The sequence below is a fragment of the Marinobacter sp. UBA2688 genome (genome assembly GCF_002352785.1).
Lineage (GTDB): Bacteria > Pseudomonadota > Gammaproteobacteria > Pseudomonadales > Oleiphilaceae > Marinobacter > Marinobacter salarius.
Genome location: NZ_DELU01000005.1, coordinates 14,416 through 35,887, shown reverse-complemented (window position 1 = coordinate 35,887; position 21,472 = coordinate 14,416). Strand labels below are relative to the sequence as shown.

The 21,472-nt window shown below is 58.4% G+C and carries 21 protein-coding genes and 1 tRNA gene; 14 read left to right on the top strand and 8 right to left on the bottom strand.

Annotated features, from left to right (window positions below):
* Both B3M52_RS00565 and alr read left to right on the top strand, forming a co-directional pair.
* A partial coding sequence (locus tag B3M52_RS00565) for a replicative DNA helicase (RefSeq protein WP_286748464.1) occupies nucleotides 1-720 on the top strand: 720 nt, incomplete at its 5' end.
* On the top strand, nucleotides 720-1,820 hold the full coding sequence (gene alr, locus B3M52_RS00560; RefSeq protein WP_075194948.1) for an alanine racemase: 1,101 nt from the start codon (nucleotides 720-722) through the stop codon (nucleotides 1,818-1,820). The genes B3M52_RS00565 and alr, both read left to right, overlap by 1 nt.
* 4 nt (nucleotides 1,821-1,824) lie before the next feature.
* Here alr and B3M52_RS00555 read toward each other — a convergent pair whose 3' ends face one another.
* Nucleotides 1,825-2,184 (bottom strand): hypothetical protein, encoded by a 360-nt coding sequence (locus B3M52_RS00555; RefSeq protein WP_075194949.1) that lies wholly within the window; start codon nucleotides 2,182-2,184, stop codon nucleotides 1,825-1,827.
* A 249-nt stretch (nucleotides 2,185-2,433) separates the two neighbouring features.
* On the opposite strand from B3M52_RS00555, the gene B3M52_RS00550 reads away from it, so the two are divergent.
* Nucleotides 2,434-3,312 (top strand): sugar nucleotide-binding protein, encoded by an 879-nt coding sequence (locus B3M52_RS00550; protein ID WP_075194950.1) that lies wholly within the window; start codon nucleotides 2,434-2,436, stop codon nucleotides 3,310-3,312.
* A 13-nt stretch (nucleotides 3,313-3,325) separates the two neighbouring features.
* Here the strand turns inward: B3M52_RS00550 and fabB are convergent, their stop codons facing one another.
* Complete coding sequence (fabB, locus tag B3M52_RS00545; protein ID WP_075194951.1) at nucleotides 3,326-4,534, bottom strand: beta-ketoacyl-ACP synthase I; 1,209 nt, start codon at nucleotides 4,532-4,534, stop codon at nucleotides 3,326-3,328.
* A gap of 218 nt (nucleotides 4,535-4,752) precedes the next feature.
* On the opposite strand from fabB, the gene B3M52_RS00540 reads away from it, so the two are divergent.
* A complete protein-coding gene (locus B3M52_RS00540; protein ID WP_075194952.1) occupies nucleotides 4,753-5,277 on the top strand; it encodes a DUF962 domain-containing protein in 525 nt (174 codons plus the stop codon).
* A 40-nt stretch (nucleotides 5,278-5,317) separates the two neighbouring features.
* Nucleotides 5,318-6,139, top strand: coding sequence for a helix-turn-helix transcriptional regulator (locus B3M52_RS00535; RefSeq protein WP_226909954.1), 822 nt, complete (start codon nucleotides 5,318-5,320; stop codon nucleotides 6,137-6,139).
* On the opposite strand, the gene ylqF is transcribed toward B3M52_RS00535, so the two are convergent.
* Nucleotides 6,112-6,999 (bottom strand): ribosome biogenesis GTPase YlqF, encoded by an 888-nt coding sequence (gene ylqF, locus B3M52_RS00530; protein ID WP_041333456.1) that lies wholly within the window; start codon nucleotides 6,997-6,999, stop codon nucleotides 6,112-6,114. The two genes, B3M52_RS00535 and ylqF, sit on opposite strands and share 28 nt — an antisense overlap.
* 220 nt (nucleotides 7,000-7,219) lie before the next feature.
* Here ylqF and B3M52_RS00525 point away from each other — a divergent pair, with 220 nt between their 5' ends.
* Complete coding sequence (locus B3M52_RS00525; RefSeq protein ID WP_036203929.1) at nucleotides 7,220-7,660, top strand: Spy/CpxP family protein refolding chaperone; 441 nt, start codon at nucleotides 7,220-7,222, stop codon at nucleotides 7,658-7,660.
* 181 nt (nucleotides 7,661-7,841) lie between these two features.
* Here the strand turns inward: B3M52_RS00525 and B3M52_RS00520 are convergent, their stop codons facing one another.
* The 3 genes from B3M52_RS00520 to B3M52_RS00510 all read right to left on the bottom strand — a co-directional run bounded on the left by B3M52_RS00520 (nucleotide 7,842) and on the right by B3M52_RS00510 (nucleotide 12,897).
* Entirely contained in the window at nucleotides 7,842-10,328 is a 2,487-nt protein-coding gene (locus tag B3M52_RS00520) for an efflux RND transporter permease subunit (RefSeq protein WP_075194953.1), read from the bottom strand.
* 104 nt (nucleotides 10,329-10,432) lie between these two features.
* Entirely contained in the window at nucleotides 10,433-11,479 is a 1,047-nt protein-coding gene (gene lipA / locus B3M52_RS00515; protein ID WP_075194954.1) for a lipoyl synthase, read from the bottom strand.
* Nucleotides 11,480-11,619: 140 nt separating this feature from the next.
* A complete protein-coding gene (locus B3M52_RS00510) occupies nucleotides 11,620-12,897 on the bottom strand; it encodes an O-acetylhomoserine aminocarboxypropyltransferase/cysteine synthase family protein (protein WP_036203937.1) in 1,278 nt (425 codons plus the stop codon).
* A 145-nt stretch (nucleotides 12,898-13,042) separates the two neighbouring features.
* Here B3M52_RS00510 and B3M52_RS00505 point away from each other — a divergent pair, with 145 nt between their 5' ends.
* The 7 genes from B3M52_RS00505 to B3M52_RS00475 all read left to right on the top strand — a co-directional run bounded on the left by B3M52_RS00505 (nucleotide 13,043) and on the right by B3M52_RS00475 (nucleotide 19,985).
* Complete coding sequence (locus B3M52_RS00505; protein ID WP_075194955.1) at nucleotides 13,043-14,785, top strand: peptide ABC transporter substrate-binding protein; 1,743 nt, start codon at nucleotides 13,043-13,045, stop codon at nucleotides 14,783-14,785.
* Nucleotides 14,786-14,793: 8 nt separating this feature from the next.
* Nucleotides 14,794-15,714 (top strand): oligopeptide ABC transporter permease OppB, encoded by a 921-nt coding sequence (gene oppB, locus B3M52_RS00500; RefSeq protein WP_036203943.1) that lies wholly within the window; start codon nucleotides 14,794-14,796, stop codon nucleotides 15,712-15,714.
* A complete protein-coding gene (gene oppC, locus B3M52_RS00495) occupies nucleotides 15,714-16,646 on the top strand; it encodes an oligopeptide ABC transporter permease OppC (protein ID WP_087148987.1) in 933 nt (310 codons plus the stop codon). Before oppB ends, oppC begins: the two co-directional genes overlap by 1 nt.
* A 19-nt stretch (nucleotides 16,647-16,665) precedes the next feature.
* On the top strand, nucleotides 16,666-17,634 hold the full coding sequence (locus B3M52_RS00490) for an oligopeptide/dipeptide ABC transporter ATP-binding protein (RefSeq protein WP_036203948.1): 969 nt from the start codon (nucleotides 16,666-16,668) through the stop codon (nucleotides 17,632-17,634).
* Nucleotides 17,631-18,635 carry an oligopeptide/dipeptide ABC transporter ATP-binding protein gene (locus B3M52_RS00485; RefSeq protein ID WP_075194956.1) on the top strand — a complete coding sequence of 335 codons (1,005 nt, stop codon included), beginning with the start codon at nucleotides 17,631-17,633 and terminating at the stop codon, nucleotides 18,633-18,635. Before B3M52_RS00490 ends, B3M52_RS00485 begins: the two co-directional genes overlap by 4 nt.
* 104 nt (nucleotides 18,636-18,739) lie before the next feature.
* The gene (locus tag B3M52_RS00480) at nucleotides 18,740-19,177 is read left to right on the top strand and encodes a VOC family protein (RefSeq protein WP_075194957.1); all 438 of its coding nucleotides are present in this window, start codon (nucleotides 18,740-18,742) and stop codon (nucleotides 19,175-19,177) included.
* A gap of 196 nt (nucleotides 19,178-19,373) precedes the next feature.
* Nucleotides 19,374-19,985 (top strand): transporter substrate-binding domain-containing protein, encoded by a 612-nt coding sequence (locus B3M52_RS00475; RefSeq protein WP_226909953.1) that lies wholly within the window; start codon nucleotides 19,374-19,376, stop codon nucleotides 19,983-19,985.
* On the opposite strand, the gene B3M52_RS00470 is transcribed toward B3M52_RS00475, so the two are convergent.
* Both B3M52_RS00470 and B3M52_RS00465 read right to left on the bottom strand, forming a co-directional pair.
* Entirely contained in the window at nucleotides 19,978-20,403 is a 426-nt protein-coding gene (locus B3M52_RS00470) for a PACE efflux transporter (RefSeq protein WP_075194959.1), read from the bottom strand. The two genes, B3M52_RS00475 and B3M52_RS00470, sit on opposite strands and share 8 nt — an antisense overlap.
* Before the next feature lie 111 nt (nucleotides 20,404-20,514).
* A tRNA-Met gene (locus B3M52_RS00465) sits at nucleotides 20,515-20,591 on the bottom strand.
* Nucleotides 20,592-20,870: 279 nt separating this feature from the next.
* Between B3M52_RS00465 and B3M52_RS00460 the strand changes: the two genes are divergently transcribed.
* The gene (locus B3M52_RS00460) at nucleotides 20,871-21,464 is read left to right on the top strand and encodes a sigma-70 family RNA polymerase sigma factor (protein WP_126810535.1); all 594 of its coding nucleotides are present in this window, start codon (nucleotides 20,871-20,873) and stop codon (nucleotides 21,462-21,464) included.
* The last annotated feature ends 8 nt before the right edge of the window (nucleotides 21,465-21,472 follow it).

Genomic DNA, 21,472 nt, shown 5'->3' with positions numbered 1-21,472 from the left:
TCCATGGGTAAAACCACCTTTGCCATGAATATCGTCGAGAACGCCTTGATAAGCACCGGCGCGCCGATTCTGGTGTTCAGTATGGAAATGCCGGCGGATGCGCTGGTCATGCGTATGTTGTCGTCACTAGGGCGTATTGATCAGAGCCGGATTCGTAGCGGTAAGCTTGAAGAGGACGACTGGCCCAGGCTGACATCCGCGGTGAGTCTGCTGAAAGACAAGCCGCTTTATATCGACGACACGCCTGGTCTGAGCCCAACCGAAATGCGTTCCCGGGCTCGTCGTATTGCCCGGGAGAACGAAGGCAAGCTTGGCCTGATCATGGTCGATTACCTCCAGTTGATGCGGGTGCCCGGCAACACCGAGGGCCGGACCGCCGAGATTTCCGAGATCTCCCGGTCCCTGAAAGGGATCGCCAAGGAGCTCAGCTGCCCGGTCGTGGCGCTTTCGCAGCTGAACCGGAGCCTGGAGCAGCGGCCGAACAAGCGCCCGGTCAACTCGGACCTGCGGGAATCCGGTGCGATCGAGCAAGACGCGGACGTCATCATGTTTGTCTATCGGGATGAGGTCTACAACGAAGACACCTCCGACAAGGGCATTGCCGAAATCATCATCGGTAAGCAACGTAACGGCCCCATTGGCACTGTGCGACTGGCCTTCATCGGCAAGTACACCAAGTTCGAGGATCTGGCCCACGGCGATTACGGCGGGGATTATTAATGCCACGGAAGACCCTTGCCCGTATTGATACCCGTGCACTCCGCCACAACTATCGCCTCGCCTGTCGGCTGGCCAGCCCGGCCCGGGCGATGGCCGTTATCAAGGCCGATGGCTATGGCCATGGCATCCGTGAAGTCGCACGGGCCCTGGCGAGCGATGCACCCAAATTTGCCGTTGCCTGTCTGGAAGAAGCCCTGGCGATCCGTGAGGCCGGTGTTGACCATCCTGTGGTGTTGTTGCAGGGCATGCACAGTGCCGAGGACGTCGCGATGTGTGTTCGCGAAGGTTTTGAAGTGGTGGTCCACAGTCATTATCAGTTGGACTGGCTGGAGCAGGCTGGTGGGACGCCGACGGTCTGGGTAAAAGTGAATACCGGCATGAATCGGCTTGGTTTCGCGCCGAGCGCACTGGCCGATGTTATGGCACGACTGGGTACCATTGCCGCGGCGGAGAAGGTGGCGGGTTTCGTAACGCACTTTGCCTGTGCGGACGATATCTCCAGCGATGACACGGACCAGCAGACGCGAATATTCAGTGAAGCCGTGGTGGACTGGCCAAAACTTGAGAAAAGCGCGTCCAATTCCGCCGCCCATTTTCTTCCTGCCCAGCCGTCGTTCGACTGGACCCGTCCCGGCATCATGCTTTACGGCGCCTCCCCGACCTTGGGCAAGACTGGCCCGGAGCTGGGACTGGAAGCGGTAATGACACTGGAAGCCCCTTTAACCGCCGTGCGAACGCTACAACCGGGAGAGTCCGTGGGCTATGGCTACAGCTGGACCGCGACTCAGGAAACACGAATGGGGATTGTGGCCATTGGCTATGGTGATGGCTATCCTCGCCATGCCGGCACGGGCACTCCGGCGTGGGTCGGCGGTAACCGCATACGCCTGATTGGCAGGGTGTCCATGGACATGCTGGCCGTGGACCTGAAGGGCGCCCCTGACGCCTGTCCTGGCGACTCTGTGGAGCTCTGGGGGCGGCATGTCAGTGTGGATGAAGTGGCGCAACACGCCGGTACCATTGGCTACGAACTGCTAACGGGTATTACAGCCCGGGTGCCCAGGCTGTACGAGGATTCGGGCAACACCGCAGCAGGGTAGGTGATCAGGAAGCGGGTTCCGGCTCGTGGATGATTTCCTCGATGAAGTCGAGAATCGCGGCCAGGCTGCGGTCGTCCAGTTTCTTCAGGACTTTGTGGACGACCATCTTGCTGCCTTTGAGCATGCTGCCGATGCCCATTCTGGCCATACCCATCAGCATGCTGCTGGCATTCAGCCGGCGCAGGGGTTCCAGGAAAAAGAAATCCAGACCGTTGTCGGTCATCTCGACAATCAGTTCGAACAGTTTGTCGATGGCTATCTTGTCCGCCTTTCCCCGCTCCCGGAGCTCATTGACGGTATAAAGTGCGCGGGTGCGGAGCTCATCCGGAATGGGGGCAACGATATGGCTTTGTTGTTTCAGCATGTAGGATCCTGTTGTTGTATGCTCGTCAGGTCTGCTCAGTACTCCGACACGTATTCTATGGGGTGTACACCGCGTGCCATTGGCTCGAACGGTATCGGGTGCCCGTCATATCAGTGATATCCCGTGCACGCGTTCCAACAAGCTGTGGGAACGATTACAGTGTGGTAAAGACTTACAGCAGCATACCGATAAAGTGGCAACGGTATTGTTACCCGTTGCGAAGATAGAAACCGGAGGCGATGAGCGCTCGTGCACGTTCTTGTTGTTCATGATTATGGCCCATTGGGGCGGGTATTGCTGGAGCGTTTAAGGAATACCTCGCTCCATGTCAGCCCGTTGCTGATCAGCGAGCTTGAAACCGCGGATCTTTCGGCGCTGGAAGGCTGGGTTCCCGACGACACTGATCTGATCGTGAACGCGCTTTGGCTTGCGGACCCTGAAAGTGCGGAAAAGAACCCCGAGTTGGCCCACAAGGCGTCGTTTTCGTTGCCTGTGGCACTGGCTGAGCACGCCTGTGAGCACAATATCGCGTTGTTGCAGTTGTCGTCTTCCTACGTGTTCGACGGCCGAAAGCAGAGTGCCTATATTGCCTCCAATCCCGGTCAGCCCTGTAACGAGCTGGGTAACTGGCAGTGGGAATGCGAACAGGCGCTGAGAACGTTGTTGCCGCGGCATATCATTCTGAGGACGGGCTGGAGCCTGGGGCGCTTTGTCCGCAAGGTGCAGTCCGTTGCCGCAGGGTCCGACACCATCAAGTTACCCGGTAAATGCCGTGGCCAACCTGTGACTGTCAGTGATCTTGCCCGGGTGATTACCGCGATTGTGCAGCAGATAGACTGTGGTGCGGAGGTGTGGGGCACCTATCAGTATGCCGGTGCGGAAGATATCTCTCTCTATGAGCTGGGGCTTGCAATCACCGGTTTGAGGGGTATTCCCGATGGTATCCGGGTGGTGGATGAAACGCCCGCATGGGCAACCCTGGAGCCCGCGAACGCCACCATGATCTGCACCAAGATCCGCAACACCTTTGGCGTCAAGCAGCTCCCGTGGCGTTCGGGGTTGGCCGAGGAGCTGGAGCTACTGTCCCTGAACGGCGGCAAGGAACTCACGGACGAGCCCACAAGCTAGGCTCGTCAGGAAGTCAGGCTTTTCCGAATACCAGCGAGGCATTGGTGCCGCCGAACCCGAAGCTGTTGGACATCACTGTATTCAGTGGCGCCGCTTTGGAATCAGGCCCCACAACCGGCATTCCGGCAATGGTGTCATCCAGGTTTGTCAGGTTTTTAGTGCCCGCAATAAATCCGTTCTGCAGCATGATCAGGGAATAGATCGCTTCATGAACACCCGATGCGCCTAAAGAGTGGCCGGATAGCGACTTTGTGGACGAAATCTGCGGCACTTTATCACCGAAGACGTTCCGTACCGCCTTCATCTCCGCCACATCGCCTACCGGCGTGCTGGTGCCATGCGCATTGATGTAGTCCACCGGTGTTTCAACCGTGGACAGCGCCTGTTGCATGCAACGCATGGCGCCCTCGCCAGAGGGGGCGACCATGTCGTGTCCGTCGGACGTGGCGCCATAACCGGTCAGCTCGGCAATAATGGGGGCACCGCGCTTGAGGGCATGCTCAAGCTCTTCCATTACCACCATGCCGCCACCGCCTGCGATAACGAATCCGTCACGACCGGCGTCGAAGGGCCTGGATGCGGTTTCCGGGGCATCGTTATACTTGGTGGACAAGGCGCCCATGGCGTCGAACAACATGGTCAGGCTCCAGTCTTCTTCCTCACCACCGCCGGCGAATACGATGTCCTGCTTGCCGGACTGGATCTGCTCCGCGGCGTGGCCAATACAGTGGGCGCTGGTGGCGCAGGCAGACGACATGGAGTAGTTCACACCGCGAATTTTGAACGCGGTGGCCAGGCAGGCCGACACGGTACTGGTCATGATCCGTGGCACCATGTAGGGCCCGATGCGTTTGACACCTTTTTCACGCATGATGTCGACGGCCTCCACTTGGCTGGCACTGGACGCGCCGCCGGAGCCGGCAATCAGGCCGGTACGGTCATTGGAGACCAGATCGTCTGTCAATCGTGAGGACGCAATGGCCTGCTCCATGGCAAGGTAGCTGTACATCGCCGACTGGCCCATGAAGCGTCGGGTTTTACGGTCGATGACCGACGTATCCACATCAACAGAACCTGCCACCTGGCTGCGGAAGCCCATGTCACGATAGGTTTCATTGAACCGGATGCCCGATTTGCCGGCCTTGAGGCTTTCCAGCACCGCATCCGTGGAGTTGCCGAGGCAGGAAACAATGCCCATTCCGGTAACTACAACCCGTCTCATACTTTCCTCCTTAGCAGGGCCTGCACCGCGAACCGGGCCGGTCCCCTCTGTCTCTGACTATAACCATCAGTCTAGGCGCTTTGGCGCTGCGGCGATATTTGACCTTGGTAAGGTGCAAGAAGAGGCCAGGCGAGCCGGCATAGCCGTTACGTACAAGGCGGCGATCATGGACGTTGGTAAGATGGCGTTTATCAACAATAACCCGAGGGAGATTCACCGTGCGTTCACTGTCTCAATTTCTGCATGACTACGGCGATAGCCATCAGAACACCGTCAACCAGTGGGTCCATATTGCCTGCGTTCCGGCAATCCTGATATCAACACTGGGATTGTTCTGGCTGATACCGGTAGGCAGTTGGCTTGGCCTTTCTGGCTCTGGGGCCTATTGGGTCAACGGCGCCACGATTCTCGCGGGCTTGTCGGGTATCGTTTATCTGCGCTTGTCGCTTTGGGTGTTCGTATTGATGGCGGGCTGGTTTGTACTGTCTTTGTGGGCCATACAGAGTGTGCTGGCCAGTGGTCTGTCCCTGTTCTGGACCAGTCTTGTGGTCTGGATCGTTGCCTGGGCGGTCCAGGTGGTCGGCCATAAAATTGAAGGCAAGAAGCCGTCGTTCGTGGAAGACCTTGTGTTCCTGCTGATCGGGCCGATCTTCGTTAGCATCGAGCTTGCGGCGAAGCTGGGAATACCGGTGCCTCATGCCCAAGGTGGCCATAACGGTGGGCGCCAGCCTCAGAGTCACTGAAACAAGGCTGCTTGAGGTATGCTTGCAGGGAAATGCAGAGTTGAGTGACACCATGCAGGCACCGCCCTTCAAAACACCAACCAGCGATCAGAGCCACAAGGGCACCGTGTTTTTGTGGCAGGATCACTGGCAGGTACTCGGGCAATTGATGCCCAACCGCTCCCACCGCCACATAAGCGCTTCTTTGCTGGTGGGGCTCGACCGTCCCTTTCGGCTGGCTGTGGACGGTGAATGGCGGGAAACCCGCGCCGCCATCGTCGCCCCTGACGTTCCCCAGGCACTGGAGCCTGGGGAGGCCAGAATCTGGAGCGTCCAGCTCGACCCCGACAGCGTTTACTGGCGGTCCCTGAAATCTGTTACGGCAGGCATGGCCTCCACGGATCTTTCGTTGACCGGTGTGGATCTGCCTGACCCCGGGGAGACAGGCTGCGAGGCCATGGCCGGCGCGCTGGCAAAAGTAATCTCCCGGAGCGGGCACGCGCCCGTTGCGCTGGACGACCGTATAGCGGCCATTTGCGGGAAGCTGAGGGCAGAACTGCCGGAACGCCTGGAACTGAACTCTCTGGCTCAAAGTGTCGGGCTGTCCTCGTCACGGCTGACGCATCTGTTTCGCCAGGAAACGGGCGTGCCGCTGCGCCGCTTTCTCCTGCACCTGAAGATCAACCGGGCATTGGCGTTCTGGAAACCGGGTATATCCGTCTCCCGGTTGGCGACAGAGGCCGGGTTCTACGACCAGCCCCATCTGGTTCGCACGGCACGTGATATGTTCGACGCACTGCCGTCCGCCTATGTGGCGGCGGGATGGTTCAACGTATGCCGTTGTGGTCTCGATGATCAGGCTTTGTCGGATTTCTCGCGTTGACGTTCAGCCTCTTCCCGGGCTTCCTGCTCGACCATGGCGGGCGTCTCCAGCGAAATTCGCCCGAGCTTCCCGGAGCGGAATTCGTTAAGCAGTATTTCCGACACCTTGTGCAGGTCCGGAACCCCACCTCTCCCCAGGAACCGTCGTTTTTCCGCGATGCCGTCCATCAGTGCCAGGCCGTCCCGGGGCCTTTCTTCAAACCCGTAGCGCGCCATTGCCAGTTCGGGATACGCGTCCAGCAGGTAATCCGCCTCGAATAACGCCACGTCCTCAAACTCAATCACCGCACTGCGAATGGCGCCACTAATAGCCAGGCGGTATCCGCAGGCTTCCGGAGACAGCTTGGGCCAGAGAAACCCCGGTGTGTCATAGAGCAGAACGTTGTCTGGCAGTTTGATGGCCTGCTGCGCCCGGGTCACTGCGGGCTCATTTCCAGTCTTGGCCGCCGGCCGGCCCGCCATGGTATTGATCAGCGTGGACTTCCCGACATTGGGGATGCCCAGGATCATCACCCGCAGCGCCCGTTTCTGGCGATCATGATCCGGCGTCATTTCACCGGCCAGTCGCAGGATGTCGAGGGCTTCCGCGCGCTGGTTGTGGGTCATGGTGATGGCCCGAACGCCACGTTCCTTTTCCAGCCAGCCGAGCCATTGTTCGGTAATGGCCGGGTCAGCCAGGTCTCGCTTGTTAAGCACCTTGATGACGGGCGTATCGCCGCGCAGGGCAGGGACCAGCGGATTTTCGCTGCTGAACGGCAGGCGCGCGTCCACGACCTCGATAATGAGATCCATCTGGGGCATTACCTTTTTGATTTCCTTGCGGGCCTTGTGCATGTGCCCTGGAAACCAGTTAATGGCCATGGTTGATACTCCTGAAGTGGCTGAACGGCGCCATTATGGACGGGAATGACTAAATTTTCACATTTCTCTCAACCCGCCCATGGTGGGAGCTGAGGCATGTGAGGGTGTGAAGTATGTACAAAAAGAAGGGGGTTCGGGGTGAAATACCCGGTTGTTTTGATTTAGGGTGTAGGGCTCGAAAACCCAAAGCGACTTAAATAATCGATTAGTGGAGATTTCTATGAAGCTCGTGAAACTGTTCGGAATTGCCCTGATTGCTATCGGGCTGTCTTCTCCGGCGATGGCGCAGCAATCTGGCGGGCAGCCGGACCAGGTTGATCAGCTGGCTCAGATGGTTGGCTTGAGTGAAGACCAGCAGAAAGAAATTCGCGGCATCATTGAAGAGATGCAGGCTGAGATTCAGGAGCTTCAGGGCGAAGCCCAGCAACTGCAGCAGCAGATCCAGGCTCAGATCAAGCCGGATTACGACGAAGACGCGATTCGTGACAACGCCGAGAAGCTGGGTGATGTAACTGGCGAGATGACGGCCATGTCTACCCTGATGCAGGCGAAGGTTGATGCGGTGTTCACCCAGGAGCAGCGTGATGAACTGAACAAGCGTATGCAGCAAATGCAGCAGCAGATGCAACAGCAGCGTCAGATGCAGCAGGGCATGCAGTAAGCACCAATAGCTCGTACTGCTGCCTTCCGGGTTAACGCCCGGGGCCTGAAAGAACCGCCTTTGCCTCTGGCTTGGGCGGTTTTTTTGTGACTGTAGCCTGCTGGTTGGGAGTCAGGTCGCGGCGGGAAGGGCCTACATCGGTGCGACAATCACCAAATTGTGAAGGCTAGGAGAGTGTTACTCACAATTCAGCCCCGAACGGCTTAACCAGCACAATAAGCCGAGGCAACAACGTAAGCGCCCCCACCAGTGCCATGAACATGGCAAAGCCGGTAAACAACCCGAAGTAGATGGTCGGAATAAAGTTCGACAGCACCAGGATCGAAAAGCCGGTAATAATCGTCAGCGAGGTAAAGAACATCGCCTGTCCGATACTGCGGTGGCAGCGGTGCATGGTGGCGAGGTAGTCGCCGTCTTTCTCGAATTCCGTCTTGAAACGGTGGATGTAGTGAATGGTATCGTCCACTGCGATCCCCACCGTGATGGCCGCCACCGTGATCGTCATCATATCCAGCGGAATCCCCAGCCAGCCCATCAGGCCCAGCACCGAACCCGCCGCGATCAGGTTCGGGGCCATGCCGATCAGCGCCAGCTTTATCGACCGGAACAGGATCAGGAACATCACCATGATGGCCAGGAAGACAATGCCGATGGTCTTGATCTGCGAATCGAACAGGCTTTGCAGCATGTTGTTGTACATCACCGTCATGCCCGTAAGCTTCACCTGATCGTCCTCAAAGCCCATTTCTTCGGTGAGGTGAGTGCGTATGCGGTCCAGCAATGCCTGCCGGCGCAGGTCAGGGGAAGTCTCCAGAATGCGGATACTGAAGCGGGCCTGGTCATGCTCTTCGCTGATGTAGGGGGTCAGAAGAATGTCCTTCAGACCGTCCGGCACCGCCGAGGGGACGAACGCCAGTTCCAGGGCATTCAGGGCCTCGCCACCGTTAACCTGGGCAAGGATGTCCAGGGTGGTGTCGATGGACATGACCTTGCCGGTCTCTGGCAGGCTGTCCAGGTAGTCGTGAACCTTACCCAGGCGGTCCATCTTCTGATAGGTGAACCAGGTGTCCCGGTATTCCTCGGCACCCTCGCAGTCCTCCACAAACGGATCGCAATCACTGGCAAAGGGGTCGCCGCCGGCTTCGCTTTCGGGTGGTTTCTCGTCTGTGATTACCACATCCAGTGGGGTCGTGCCTCCCAGACGGTCATCAATGGTGATCATGCCCTGGTGGATTTCGGTGCTGGACTTGAAGTAGTCGATGAAGCTGTTTTCCACCGTCAGGCGGTTTAGGCCGATGACGCAGAGCACCGCGAGGATGGCGGAGCCGACTAGTACGGTTTTGCCGTAGTGCTCGGTAAACCGCGCAAACCAATCGGTAAAGGGAATTCGGTTGGAGCGAACCCGGTCGTCCACCGGCGGTGGCAGCAGTGCCAGCAGGGCCGGGAAGATGATAAATGTGATGAGGAAGGCCACGGTCAGGCCGATGGTCATCATCCAGCCAAAATCGATCACCGGGCGGATACCGCTGAACGTAAGCGAGCCGAAAGCAACAATGGTGGTGATGGCCATGTAGAAGCAGGGTTTGATCATCGCCAGCAAGGTGTGCCGCAGCGTATCCCGTGATTCGGCTTCAGGGTCGTCGTGCTGGAACTCCCGATAGCGAACGATCAGGTGGATGGTCAGCGAGAGGGTCATGATCAGCAGCAACGACACGAAATTGGATGAGATCACCGTGACTGGCCATTGCGCCCAGCTCAGATAGCCGATCACCAGCCACACCGTAAAGCTGCAGCACAACAGTGGTACCAGCACCCAGCGCCACTGGCGGAAAATGATTGCCAGGGTCAACAGCAGGAAGATCAGCACACCAACACCGAAGGTGGACAGGTCGTTCTGGATGAAACGGATCATGTCGGCAACGATCATGGGTACGCCGCCCAGGTAGATCTCGGCGCGGTCACGGTAGCTGTCGAGGATGTCCCTGACCCGTTTGATGGTGCGGTCCCTTTCCTCGCCCTGGGCCTCGGTGAACTCGATGAATGCCTGGCTGACGGTTTCCAGTCTTTGCTGTTCTTCTGCCGAGGCTTGGCCGCTCTGCACTTTATCCCGCAGCTCGTTGCGCTCCCGGAGCAGTTCAAAATAGCGCTCGGGAGTGGGCAGGTTCACCTGTATCGCAGTGGTGCGCGCGTCTTCGCTGATCAGCAGGTTCGGGTAGAGCGGATTGTTGAGTAGCGCTTTTTTGGCGGTGTCCGGCGCAACGTCATCCTCGTCAATGGTCTGGATTTCTGAGTCGACGGTGTCCAGGGTCAGGTCCGGGCTGTGGAGCAGGGGGACGTTGAGGATGCTGTTGGTGGAGCTGACATTCTCCAGGGCTGCGAGCTCATCTCGCAACGACGCCAGCAACGCCAGGCCCTCGTTGCTGAACAATTCCTGGTCCGGCGTGTAGGTGACAACGAGAAAATCGTCAGAGGTGGTGAAGCGGCGATTCACTTCCCGGTACTGCTCCAGGGAGCGATCATCCTCAAGAACCAGCGACTCGGCCGAGGCATCCAGGCGGAACTGGTCCAGCCGCAGGCTGGCGATCAACAGCAGGGCGCCAAACAGCAGAAGTACCAGAACAGGACGGGGGAAAATCAGCCGGTCATAGAAAGATCGAAGCCAGGACATCGTAAGAATTACCCTACACAGTGAAAGCGAGTGCAGAGTGTGCCACAAACTGTCCGTCGACGGTGCCCCTGTTTGAGGTCTATTCCAGGGAATTGATCAGTGGTTCAGTCTACCGCTTTGACCGGAATCTGCTGGGCGTTGGAGGAAGCAGGTACGTCTGGCACCGCAAGGCCCAGGTTGTTCTTTTCGAACACGCGATCGGCACGGTAGCTGGAGCGCACCATGGGGCCCGACGGCACTTCCATGAAACCTTTTTCCAGGCCAATCTCGCGGTAGCGATTGAAGTCGTCCGGGGTTACGTACTTTTCCACCGGCAAGTGGTTCTGAGTGGGGCGCAGATACTGGCCCAGGGTCAGTATGTCGACGCCGATAGCCCGCAGGTCGTCCATGGTTTCGAGGATTTCCTCTTCGGTTTCACCGAGGCCCAGCATCAGGCTGGTCTTGGTGAGCACGTCCGGACGGTATTGCTTGGCGTGCGCCAGTACGCTGAGGGTTTTCTCGTAGCCGGCGCGGGGGTCCCGCACGCGAGTGGTCAGGCGCTTCACGGTTTCCACGTTCTGTGCGAAAACGTCCAGGCCCGAGTCCACGACCTTCTCAACGTGCGCCATGACGGCGTCAAAGTCAGGTGTCAGGGCTTCCACTGCGACATGGGGAGTGCGCTGCTTGATGGCGGACACGCAGGCTGCGTAGTGAGCGGCGCCGCCGTCGTCCAGATCGTCCCGGTCTACGGAGGTTAGTACGATATAGCGCAGGCCCATGAGTTCAACGGATTTCGCGGTATTTTCCGGTTCCTCATGGTCCAGCCAGCCTTTGGGGTTGCCGGTATCAACGGCGCAGAAGCGGCAGGCGCGGGTGCACACGGAGCCCATCACCATAATGGTGGCGGTACCGTTGGCCCAGCATTCGCCGATGTTCGGGCAATGGGATTCCTGGCAGACCGTGCTCAGCCGGTGTTCGCTGACGTTCTTGCGCACCGCTTCATAGCGCTCGCCGCCGGGCATGCGTGCACGCAGCCAGGACGGTTTACGCTGGGTTTTGGTGTCGATGATGCCCGAGCCCGAGCGCTTGATGCCATCCTTGATCGCTGAGAATCCATGTTCGTTGCGGAACTTTGAACCACTGGTGACGCGTGATTTGGCACTGTCGCTCATTACTGGGGGACTCTCTTCTCGGCGGCGGATAAAGGGCTTGGCTGACCCTAAAGGGTAATCTGCGCCGGCGGAGGATACAAGGCAGGTACGGACAATCACGGGGGTTCCGGGCACGACTTTCGTCGTACCCGGCAATCACATCAGGCGGTTGCTTTGTCCAGCGCCTGGCTGATATCGGCAATGATGTCATCCACGTGTTCGATGCCAATGGACAGGCGCACCAGATCCTCACTGACACCCGCACTTGCCAGTTCCTCCGGATTGAGCTGCCGGTGTGTCGTTGTGGCGGGGTGACAGGCCAGGGATTTGGCATCACCAATGTTGACCAGGCGGTAGATCAGTTGCAGGGCATCGATGAATTTCGCGCCATTCTCAAGCCCGCCGGTGATGCCGAAACTGAGAATGCCTGACGCACGGCCGCCGCAGATTTTGTCGCAGGTGGCTTTGTAGGGGCTGTCGTCCAGGGTGGCATAGTTTACCCATTCCACCGACGGATGGTTTTGCAGGAAATTGGCCACTTTTTCGGCGTTTTCACAGTGTCTTTCCATGCGCAGGCCGAGTGTTTCAAGGCCCTGCATGATCAAAAAGGCATTGAACGGAGCCAGAGCGGCGCCGGTATTGCGCAGGGGAACCACGCGGCAGCGCCCGATGAAAGCCGCTGCGCCAAGGGCTTCGGTATAGACCACGCCGTGGTAGGACGGGTCCGGCTCGTTGAGCATGGGGAACTTCGCCTTGTTGGCGGCCCAGTCGAACTTCCCGGAGTCGACCACCACACCCGCTACGGTGGTGCCGTGGCCGCCGATGTATTTGGTCAGCGAGTGCACCACGATGTCTGCACCGTGTTCGAAGGGCCGGCACAGGAAAGGCGTTGCCACGGTGTTGTCGACGATCAGCGGAATGCCGTGTTTGTGGGCAATGTCCGCCCAGCGCTGGATATCAACCACATTACCGGCCGGGTTGCCAATGGATTCGCAGAACAGGGCGCGGGTATTGTCATCAATGGCTTTCTCCACCGCGTCAAAATCATCGTGTCGTACCATGCGGCAGTTGATGCCCTGGTTCGGCAGCGAGTGGGCGAACAGATTGTAGGTGCCGCCATAGAGCTGGCCGGTGCTGACAATGTTATTCCCCACTTTGCAGATGGTCTGGAGCGAGTAAAGGATGGCCGCCATGCCCGAGGCTACTGCGAGCGCACCCACACCACCTTCAAGCTGCGCCATACGTTCCTCCAGTACGGCGTTGGTGGGGTTCATGATGCGCGTGTAGATGTTGCCCTGTACCTTCAGGTCAAACAGGTCCGCACCGTGTTGGGTGTCGTCGAACGTGTAGGAGGTGGTCTGGTAGATGGGCGTGGTCGCGGCGTTGGTTGTCGGATCGCCGTTGAAGCCAGCGTGAAGGGCGAGAGTTTCCGGTTTCATGGTTGAGCATCCCTTTTATCAAGCGTTGTTGTTGAGGTCGAACATCCCGATTGAGTATGCCACAGGCACAGGAACGTGAGCATTGTTTCATGTTGACCCTCATCGGCTTGTGACTTCCGTGTTTCCGCGCTAGGTTCGAACAGATATGACAGCCACAAACCTGCAAATAACAACAGGCATCATCCGCCAGACAACAACGCCCCCCCTTGGCTCCAAGACGAGGGCCGCTTGGGCCGTCCTGCTTTCCCTGTTTCTGATCGCTTGCAGTGATGATTATCCGGAAGATGATGGTGGGCGGGCCCCAGCCGGCGCTGATGTAAACGCTCCGAAAAGCCGTCTGCTGGAACATCCGGAAACCGGTGAGAGACTGGCCGAAAGGCAGGTGCTTGTTCGTGGCAATGCCAGTGAACCTGCTTCCCTGGACCCCCAGCTGGTCCAGGACAGCGTGGGTGGCGCCATCGTGGTTGACCTGTTCGAAGGGTTGACCCGCAGCGGCCCTAGAGGGGATACCGAACCGGCGATGGCGACGTCCTGGGCCTCATCGAACAATAACCTGACCTGGACATTCCAGCTCCGTGAAGACGGCCGCTGGAGCGATGGCAGTCGCGTTACCGCCCAGGATTTCGTGTATGGGTGGCGCCGGGCGGTCGACCCGGAGGTAGGCTCAAACTATGCGTATTACATCGAGTCTGCCGGGGTGGCCAATGCCGGCGAGATCATCGCAGGGGAAAAGACACCGGATACGCTGGGTGTGCGCGCTGTCGACGACTTCACCTTCGAGGTGACCCTGGACGAGCCGATCACCTACCTGCCGGATATGACCGTCCACTACACGATGTTTCCTGCCCCCCGCCAGGCCATCGAGGCCCACGGCGAGGACTGGACCAGGCCTGGCAAGATGGTTTCCAACGGAGCCTATACGTTGAACGCCTGGCATATTGGCGAGAAGCTGGTGGCGGCTCGCAATCCCCGCTACTGGGGGGATGACAGCACCATCATCGACCGGGTGGTTTACCTGCCGATCGAATCTTCGTCCGCCGAGCTTCAGCGCTACGCCAGTGGCGAGCTGCACATGACCTCCACGGTGCCGGTGTCCCAGATGGCCCGGTTGAAAAAAGAGCGGCCCAAAGAGTTGGTGATGGTACCCAGCATGGCCACGTACATGTATGCGTTCAACGTCAACAGGCCGCCCTTTGACGACGTGAGAGTGCGTCGGGCGCTGACCTACGCCATTGACCGCAATATCATCGTCAGCTACATCACCCGGGGCAACCAGATGCCGGCATTCACACTGACACCGCCCTACGTCAGCGGTTTCGACTTCCGGCAGCCGGAGTACGCTACCTGGTCCCAGACCCGCCGCGACGAAGAGGCGCGCGAAGCCCTTGAGGAAGCCGGCTACAATGAAGACAACCCACTGGAATTCGAACTGCTCTACAACACCGACGAGAGCCACAAGGCGCTGGCCATCGTGGTCAGCCAGATGTGGAAAGAGAAGCTGGGGGCAAAGGTCACCATCAGCAATCTGGAGTGGAAAACCTTCCTCTCCGAGAAGCAGGCTGGCAACTATGGTATCGCCCGGTTTGGCTGGAAAGGGGATTACAACGAAGCCTCCACCTTCCTGACCCTGCTAACCAGCGACAGCGGTAATAACGACGGCGGCTGGAGCAATGAAACATACGACCAGTTGCTGCTGGATGCCCGTTCCAGCGACGACCCTAATCCCTACTATGTCAGGGCCGAGGAGATCCTGTGGCAGGCGTTTCCGGTGGTGCCGGTGTACTTCAACACCACGGTGGCGCTGGTGAGCCCGTCCCTGAAGGGCTATCCGGAGAAGAATCCCCGTAACATTGTTTACAGCAAGGATATGTACATCACTGCGGACTGAGGGAAGCCATGTTCAGTTTTATCATCAGGCGTCTGGCGGTAGCGGTACCAACCATTCTGGCGTTGATCACTGTCTCGTTCGTGCTGATGCACGCGGCACCTGGCGGCCCGTTTACCAACGAGCGTAATGTGCCGGAAGCGGTGATGGAAAACATCGAGGCCAAATACAACCTGGATAAGCCCCTGTGGCAGCAGTACCTCATCTACGTGGGCAACGTCGCCCAGGGCGACCTGGGGCCCTCGTTCCGTTATAAGGATTTCACGGTCAATGAGCTGATCGAATCCAGCTTTCCCCGGTCCGCCTACATCGGTGCCTGGTCCTTCCTGTTCGTGGTTGTGTTCGGGGTGGGGTTGGGGGTGGTTGCGGCCCTGAAACAGAACCGTTGGCCGGACTATACGGTGATGACCGCCGCCATGACCGGGGTGGTGTTCCCCAATTTCGTGATGGCGCCGTTGCTGGTGCTGCTGTTTGCCGTCACGTTGCGCTGGTTGCCTGCCGGCGGCTGGGAAGGCGGTCAGGTGGAATACATCGTGCTGCCCATCATCGCCATGGCGACGTCCTACATTGCGCAGGTGGCGCGGATTACCCGCAGCAGCATGATAGAGACCCTGCGCAGTCCGTTCATCCGCACCGCCCGGGCCAAGGGCATTCCCCGCCACAAGATCGTATTGCGCCATGCCCTCAAGCCCGCGTTGATTCCGGTGGTGTCGTACCTTGGGCCGGCTTTCGTGGGCATCATCACCGGTTCGGTGATCATTGATCAGGTATTTTCCACGGGCGGTATTGGCCAGCACTTCGTCAACGGTGCCATCAACCGGGACTACTCACTGATTCTCGGGGTCACCATTCTGGTGGGCGTACTGACCATCGTCTTTAACGCGGCGGTGGATATTCTCTATACCTGGCTGGACCCGAGGGTGCGTTACTGATGTTTTTCTCCGACAAACATGCGGGCATGGGCGAACTGGCGGACACCCTTGCGGAAGACGCCTACACCGAAGGCCGCAGCCTGTGGCGTGACGCGCGACGGCGTTTTATGAACCACCGTGCGGCGGTGGCTAGCCTGGTCGTGCTGGCACTGTTGCTGTTGTTCGCGGCCTTCGGCCAGTACCTGTCACCCTGGGATAACGAGTCCATCGACTGGGCCAGTTTGCCAAACCTGGATGAAGATGGCTTGCCCAGCCTGGCGAGCCAGCACTATTTCGGTCTTGATCCCATCGGCCGGGACCTCTACCAACGCACTGTGCAGGGCAGCCGTATTTCCCTCATGGTCGGCGTTCTCGGAGCGCTGACGGCGGTGGTCATCGGCACGCTTTATGGGGCCATTTCCGGTTACGTGGGTGGCCGTACCGACGCCATCATGATGCGGACGCTCGAAGTGCTCAGCGCCTTTCCCTTCATGTTCCTGGTGATCGTTCTGATGGCGGTGTTCGGGCGCAATGTACTGCTCATTTTCGTAGCCATCGGCGCGGTGAGCTGGCTGAATATGGCCCGGATTGTGCGGGGCCAGACCCTGAGCCTGAAGCGCAAGGAGTACATTGAGGCCGCCATGTCCGTCGGTGTGCATCCCTTCCTGATCGTGCTCCGCCACATCGTGCCCAATGTGCTGGGCGTGGTGATTGTTTATGCAACCCTGCTGGTGCCGGAGATGATCCTGTTCGAATCCTTTATCTCGTTCCTGGGGCTTGGGGTGTCGGAACCCTACACGTCATGGGGTGCGCTGATTTCCGAAGGCGCGGATGCCATGTGGACCGCGCCATGGACCCTGATTTTCCCGATGCTGATGCTGGTGCTCACCCTGTTCTGTTTCAATTTTCTCGGCGACGGGCTGCGGGATGCCCTTGACCCTAAAGACCGCTGAGCCGGCAGGAACTCGATCTATGGCAATGCTGGAAGTCAATAATCTCGAAGTGGCCTTCGATACACCGGATGGCACCTTGCAGGCAGTGAGGGGGCTCAGCTACCAGTTGGAGGCTGGGCAGACTCTGGGCATCGTGGGTGAGTCCGGCGCGGGTAAAAGCCAGGGGGTATTTGCGCTGATGGGCCTGCTCCCGGACAACGCCCGGGTCAATGGCGAGGTGATCTTTGAAGGCGAGCCACTGCTTAACTTGCCGGAAAAGCGGATGAATCAGATCCGTGCGGCCCGCATCGGTATGATTTTCCAGGACCCGATGACGTCCCTGAACCCGTTCATGAAAGTCAGCGACCAGCTCATCGAAGTGCTGGTGCAACACAAAGGCATCAGCCGCAAACAGGCTCTTCAGGAATCCCTGCAGATGCTGGAAGCGGTTCGTATCCCCGAGGCCCGCAACCGAATTCATTGTTACCCCCATGAATTCTCCGGGGGTATGCGTCAACGGGTCATGATCGCCATGTCCCTGTTGTGCCGGCCGCGCCTGCTGATTGCGGACGAACCCACCACCGCCCTGGATGTTACGGTACAGGCTCAGGTGATGGACTTGTTGCAGGAGCTGCAACAGGAATTCAATACCGCGATTATCCTGATCACCCACGACCTGGGCGTAGTGGCCGGAAGCTGCGACCAGACATTGGTGATGTACGGTGGCCAGATGATGGAATTCGCTGCCACCCGGGACCTGTTCCGGGATCCCTCCCATCCCTATACCAAAGGCCTGATGGGCGCCATTCCGCGTATTGATGAGCAGATGGATGAACTGGTCACCATCCCCGGCAACCCGCCCAACCTGATGAACCTGCCGCCGGGCTGTCCATTCTGCGACCGTTGCCCCGTGGCGGAGCCGCGCTGCTATCACGAACTCGACCCACCGGAGCGATTCGGGGCAGAGCGGATTCGTGTATGCAATCTGCCAAGGGAGGCGATTCGATGAGCGAACAACAGCGCCTGCTGACGGTGGAAAACCTGCGGGTTACCTTCGACATCATGCCTCGCAACGCCTGGCCCTGGACCCGGCCGCAGCCACTAAAAGCGGTGAACAACGTCAGCTTCACCCTCAACGAGGGCGAAACCCTCGGCATCGTGGGAGAGTCCGGCTGCGGCAAGTCCACCCTGGCAAGGGCCATCATGGGCATGGTGCCCAGCCAGGCGGGAAAGGTGGTGTGGTTGGGCGAGGACCTGCGGGGGCTCAACCTGAAACAACTGCGCAAGCGTCGCCAACGCCTGCAGATGGTGTTCCAGGATCCGCTTGCCTCTCTGTCGCCACGAATGACCGTCGGCGACATCATTGCTGAGCCCCTGCGTACCCACTACCCGGATATCAAGGGCGCCGAGCTGAGGGAGAAAGTGGATGCCATCATGGATCGCGTTGGCCTGCACCCTCACCAGAAAAACCGTTACCCCCACGAATTCTCCGGTGGCCAGTGCCAGCGGGTGGGCATTGCCCGGGCGTTGATACTGGAGCCGAAACTGATCATCTGCGACGAGCCCGTCTCCGCCCTCGATGTGTCGGTACAGGCTCAGGTGATTAATCTGCTCAAAAACCTGCAGCGGGACATGGGCCTGTCATTGATCTTCATTGCTCACGACCTGAGCGTGGTCAAACACATCAGTGACCGGGTGATGGTGCTGTACCTGGGCAATGTGGCCGAAAACGCCCCCCGTGCTGAACTGTTTGCCAACCCCCGGCACCCTTACACTCAGGCTCTGATGGCCGCGGTGCCGATCCCTGACCCGGAGAGGGAACGGGCCAAGCCCCCGGCGGAACTGGAAGGCGACCTGCCGTCGCCGATGAATCCCCCCAGCGGCTGCGTGTTTCGTACACGATGCCCGCTGGCGACGGACTATTGCAGTAGGGAAGTGCCGGCACTGGAAGACAAAACCGGGGCAGGGCATTGGGTGGCCTGTCACTACGTAGAACGACAGGAGTCGTAATAAAGTGTGGAAACGATGTCGAAATTCGCAATGGTGAACCGACAAGAAGGTAACAGGGCACTAACAACCTGTTTCTACCACCTACAATCTGGAGAGCGTGAACCATGACATCAATGATTTTTGTAAACCTGCCGGTAAAAGACCTCAATGCTTCCATGGCCTTCTACGAGGCGCTTGGTTTCAGGAACAACCCCCAGTTCACCGACGATACTGCCGCATGCATGGTCTGGAGCGAGGCCATTCACGTCATGTTGCTCACCCACGACAAATGGCGCACGTTTACTGACCGCCCAATTCCGCCGACCACCTCCAGCGAGGTGATGCTGGCCATCTCCTGCAGCAACCGCGAAGCCGTCGACGCGATGAATAACGCTGCCGCTGACAACGGCGGCGTTGCAGACATCAACCCGTTACAGGACCTGGGGTTCATGTATAACAGAAATCTCGCCGACCCGGACGGGCACGTATGGGAAGCCATGTGGATGGACCCGACAGCGATTCCCGGAGCCAATGACGAAGGCCAGGGAAGTGCCGGTGCTTGACGGCAAGACCAGGCCGGGCACTGGGTGGCCTGTCATTACGTGGAGCGCGATGAAAAATTGAACTAAGCTTGCGGTGTGAATGGATCTCCGTTGACGAGTCACTCTTATGGACAGGAAGTCTGCGCGCTATCAGCCTCTACTAATCGCCCTCCTCGCGATCGCTATGCCCTTGAATCTTTCGCACGCGCAGGAACCAGTGCGCGTCGGAATTGCTGCTGGGATAGAGCGGGAAATAACGGTTTCGGAGGGAGCGTTGGAGGGGCGCTTTTCCGGTTTCTATCGGTGCGTGTTCGAACGGGTTCCCGGGGATTTTCAGTTCGTTGAAATGCCTTTGGCCCAGCTGCTTTACCAACTGCGAAAGGGCGGTGTTGCGGTAGGCCTTCCCCTGGTCCAGACCTCTGAACGGGACCGCTACGCTGATTTCGGTGGGCGACTCTTCCAGACAGAGTACGTTTACCTGTTTCTGGAAGAGATGCCTCCCCTCAACCAGACGGCTGGCCTCACCTACGCGTTCGTCAGGAAGTTCGTCGGGGATCAACTGGTTCAAGGCGAAAACGCAAAGATTCTACACGTCTCCGAATGGCGCCAGGCAGTCTACCTGCTCAAGTTGGGCCGGGCAGATGTTGTGGTCATTCCCTGGGTGCTCGTGGACAAGTTTATGGACAATTATGAGGGCGATTATTTTGTGCGTAGGGCGGCCTGGGTAGACCTTTCCCTATACGTTTCCCATGAGCATGGGAATGGCCAGTTGACGGAAGAGCTGCGCAATGCCATTCGATGGTGCCGGTATCGAAACGATCTCAACTGAGGCTGGCGTCGTCATCAGGAAACACCGTGTCGTAACACCAGGTGAAAACGAACGCATACACCAGATAAAAGACCACGAAGGCGATGTCGACGATCAGTGCCTCAACCAGCCCAATGCCCATCCACCAGGCGATGACCGGAAGGAAGGTTATCATCAGGCCAAGTTCAAAGCTGAGCGCATGAAATAACCGCATCTTCAGTGACTTACGAGTAGAGCCGGTAAGCCGTTTCAGGCCGTGATCGAACATGAGATTGAAGAGGTAGTTCCAGCCGGTTGCCATGGTTGCACCTATGGCAGCCAGGACGCTGGTTTTGTCGAGCTCGAAGCCAAACACAAGTGCGGCTAATGGGATGGCGATAAGCAGGCCGATGATCTCGAACGAGACGGCCTGACGGATTCTGTCTTTAGTGGTTCTCATGGAAATTCAGGAACAATGGAGGCGGGTCGTCCCGCGTTCAATTCCCGGGAAGGGCGGGGGCGTCCCCGAAACGAAAAAAGGTCACGACGTGAGTCGCGACCTTTTAAATTCTGGTAGCAAGGGGCGGAGTCGAACCGCCGACCCCGGCATTATGAGTGCCGTGCTCTAACCAACTGAGCTACCTTGCCGTCACTTCACCAATGGAAGCGGCGCGTATCTTATGGTTGGGGGTGTGGGCTGTCAAGAGCCTAGCCTGCGCCGCGACTCTTTTTTTATCTGTCTTTGGCATTTCTCGCCTGAAAACACCCATATAAACAATGATCTAAACGAGCCGGCTGTAAAGCATGGGTTTTCGACTCATTCCGTGATTGTTGCCGGTTGTTCATTTTCAGGCCTTGAATCCCAAATGTTAATGATGGTTAAATGCAAATGATTGTCATTTATAAACTACCCAGGGACGGCTTGCTATGAGTTCTTTCAGGCACGAATTGGATCAACAGGCTCGCAACCTGTCCGACCTAAGATCCGTTGACGTTACCGGAGCGCCGAATTGGGAGAGGCGCCTTGTAGCGGCCTACCAGCAGCATCGAAAACCCCTGGTGGACACCGCTCAATATCTCCTTGGGTGCAGGGCAAAGGCTGAGGATGTGGTACAGGATGCGTTCCTGAAAGTGTGGGACCAGGGATTCGCCGACAATGTCAGGGACGAGGGCCGCTTTCTTCACCGGGTGGTGCGTAACCTCGCCATCGATCGTCTTCGCCGGTTGGCCCTGGAAAACCGCTTCGCAGCCTGCGATGTCGATGTGGAGGAGGAAGCCGGTGTGCTTTCGGCTTCACCAGAACGGCAGTTGGCTGGAACCCGGGCACTGCACCATGCGCTGTCTTCTCTCGCAGAGCTGCCTGCTCGTGTACAGAAGGTGTTAATGCTTACCCGGGTTGAAGGTCTGACCCAGAGGGAGGTGGCTCTCGCTATTGGGGTCTCTCCCACATTGATCAACTTCATGCTGAAGGATGCGCTGGCTCATTGCCGTGGCAGCCTGGACCAATCCTATCCGTTTTAATCCAAGCC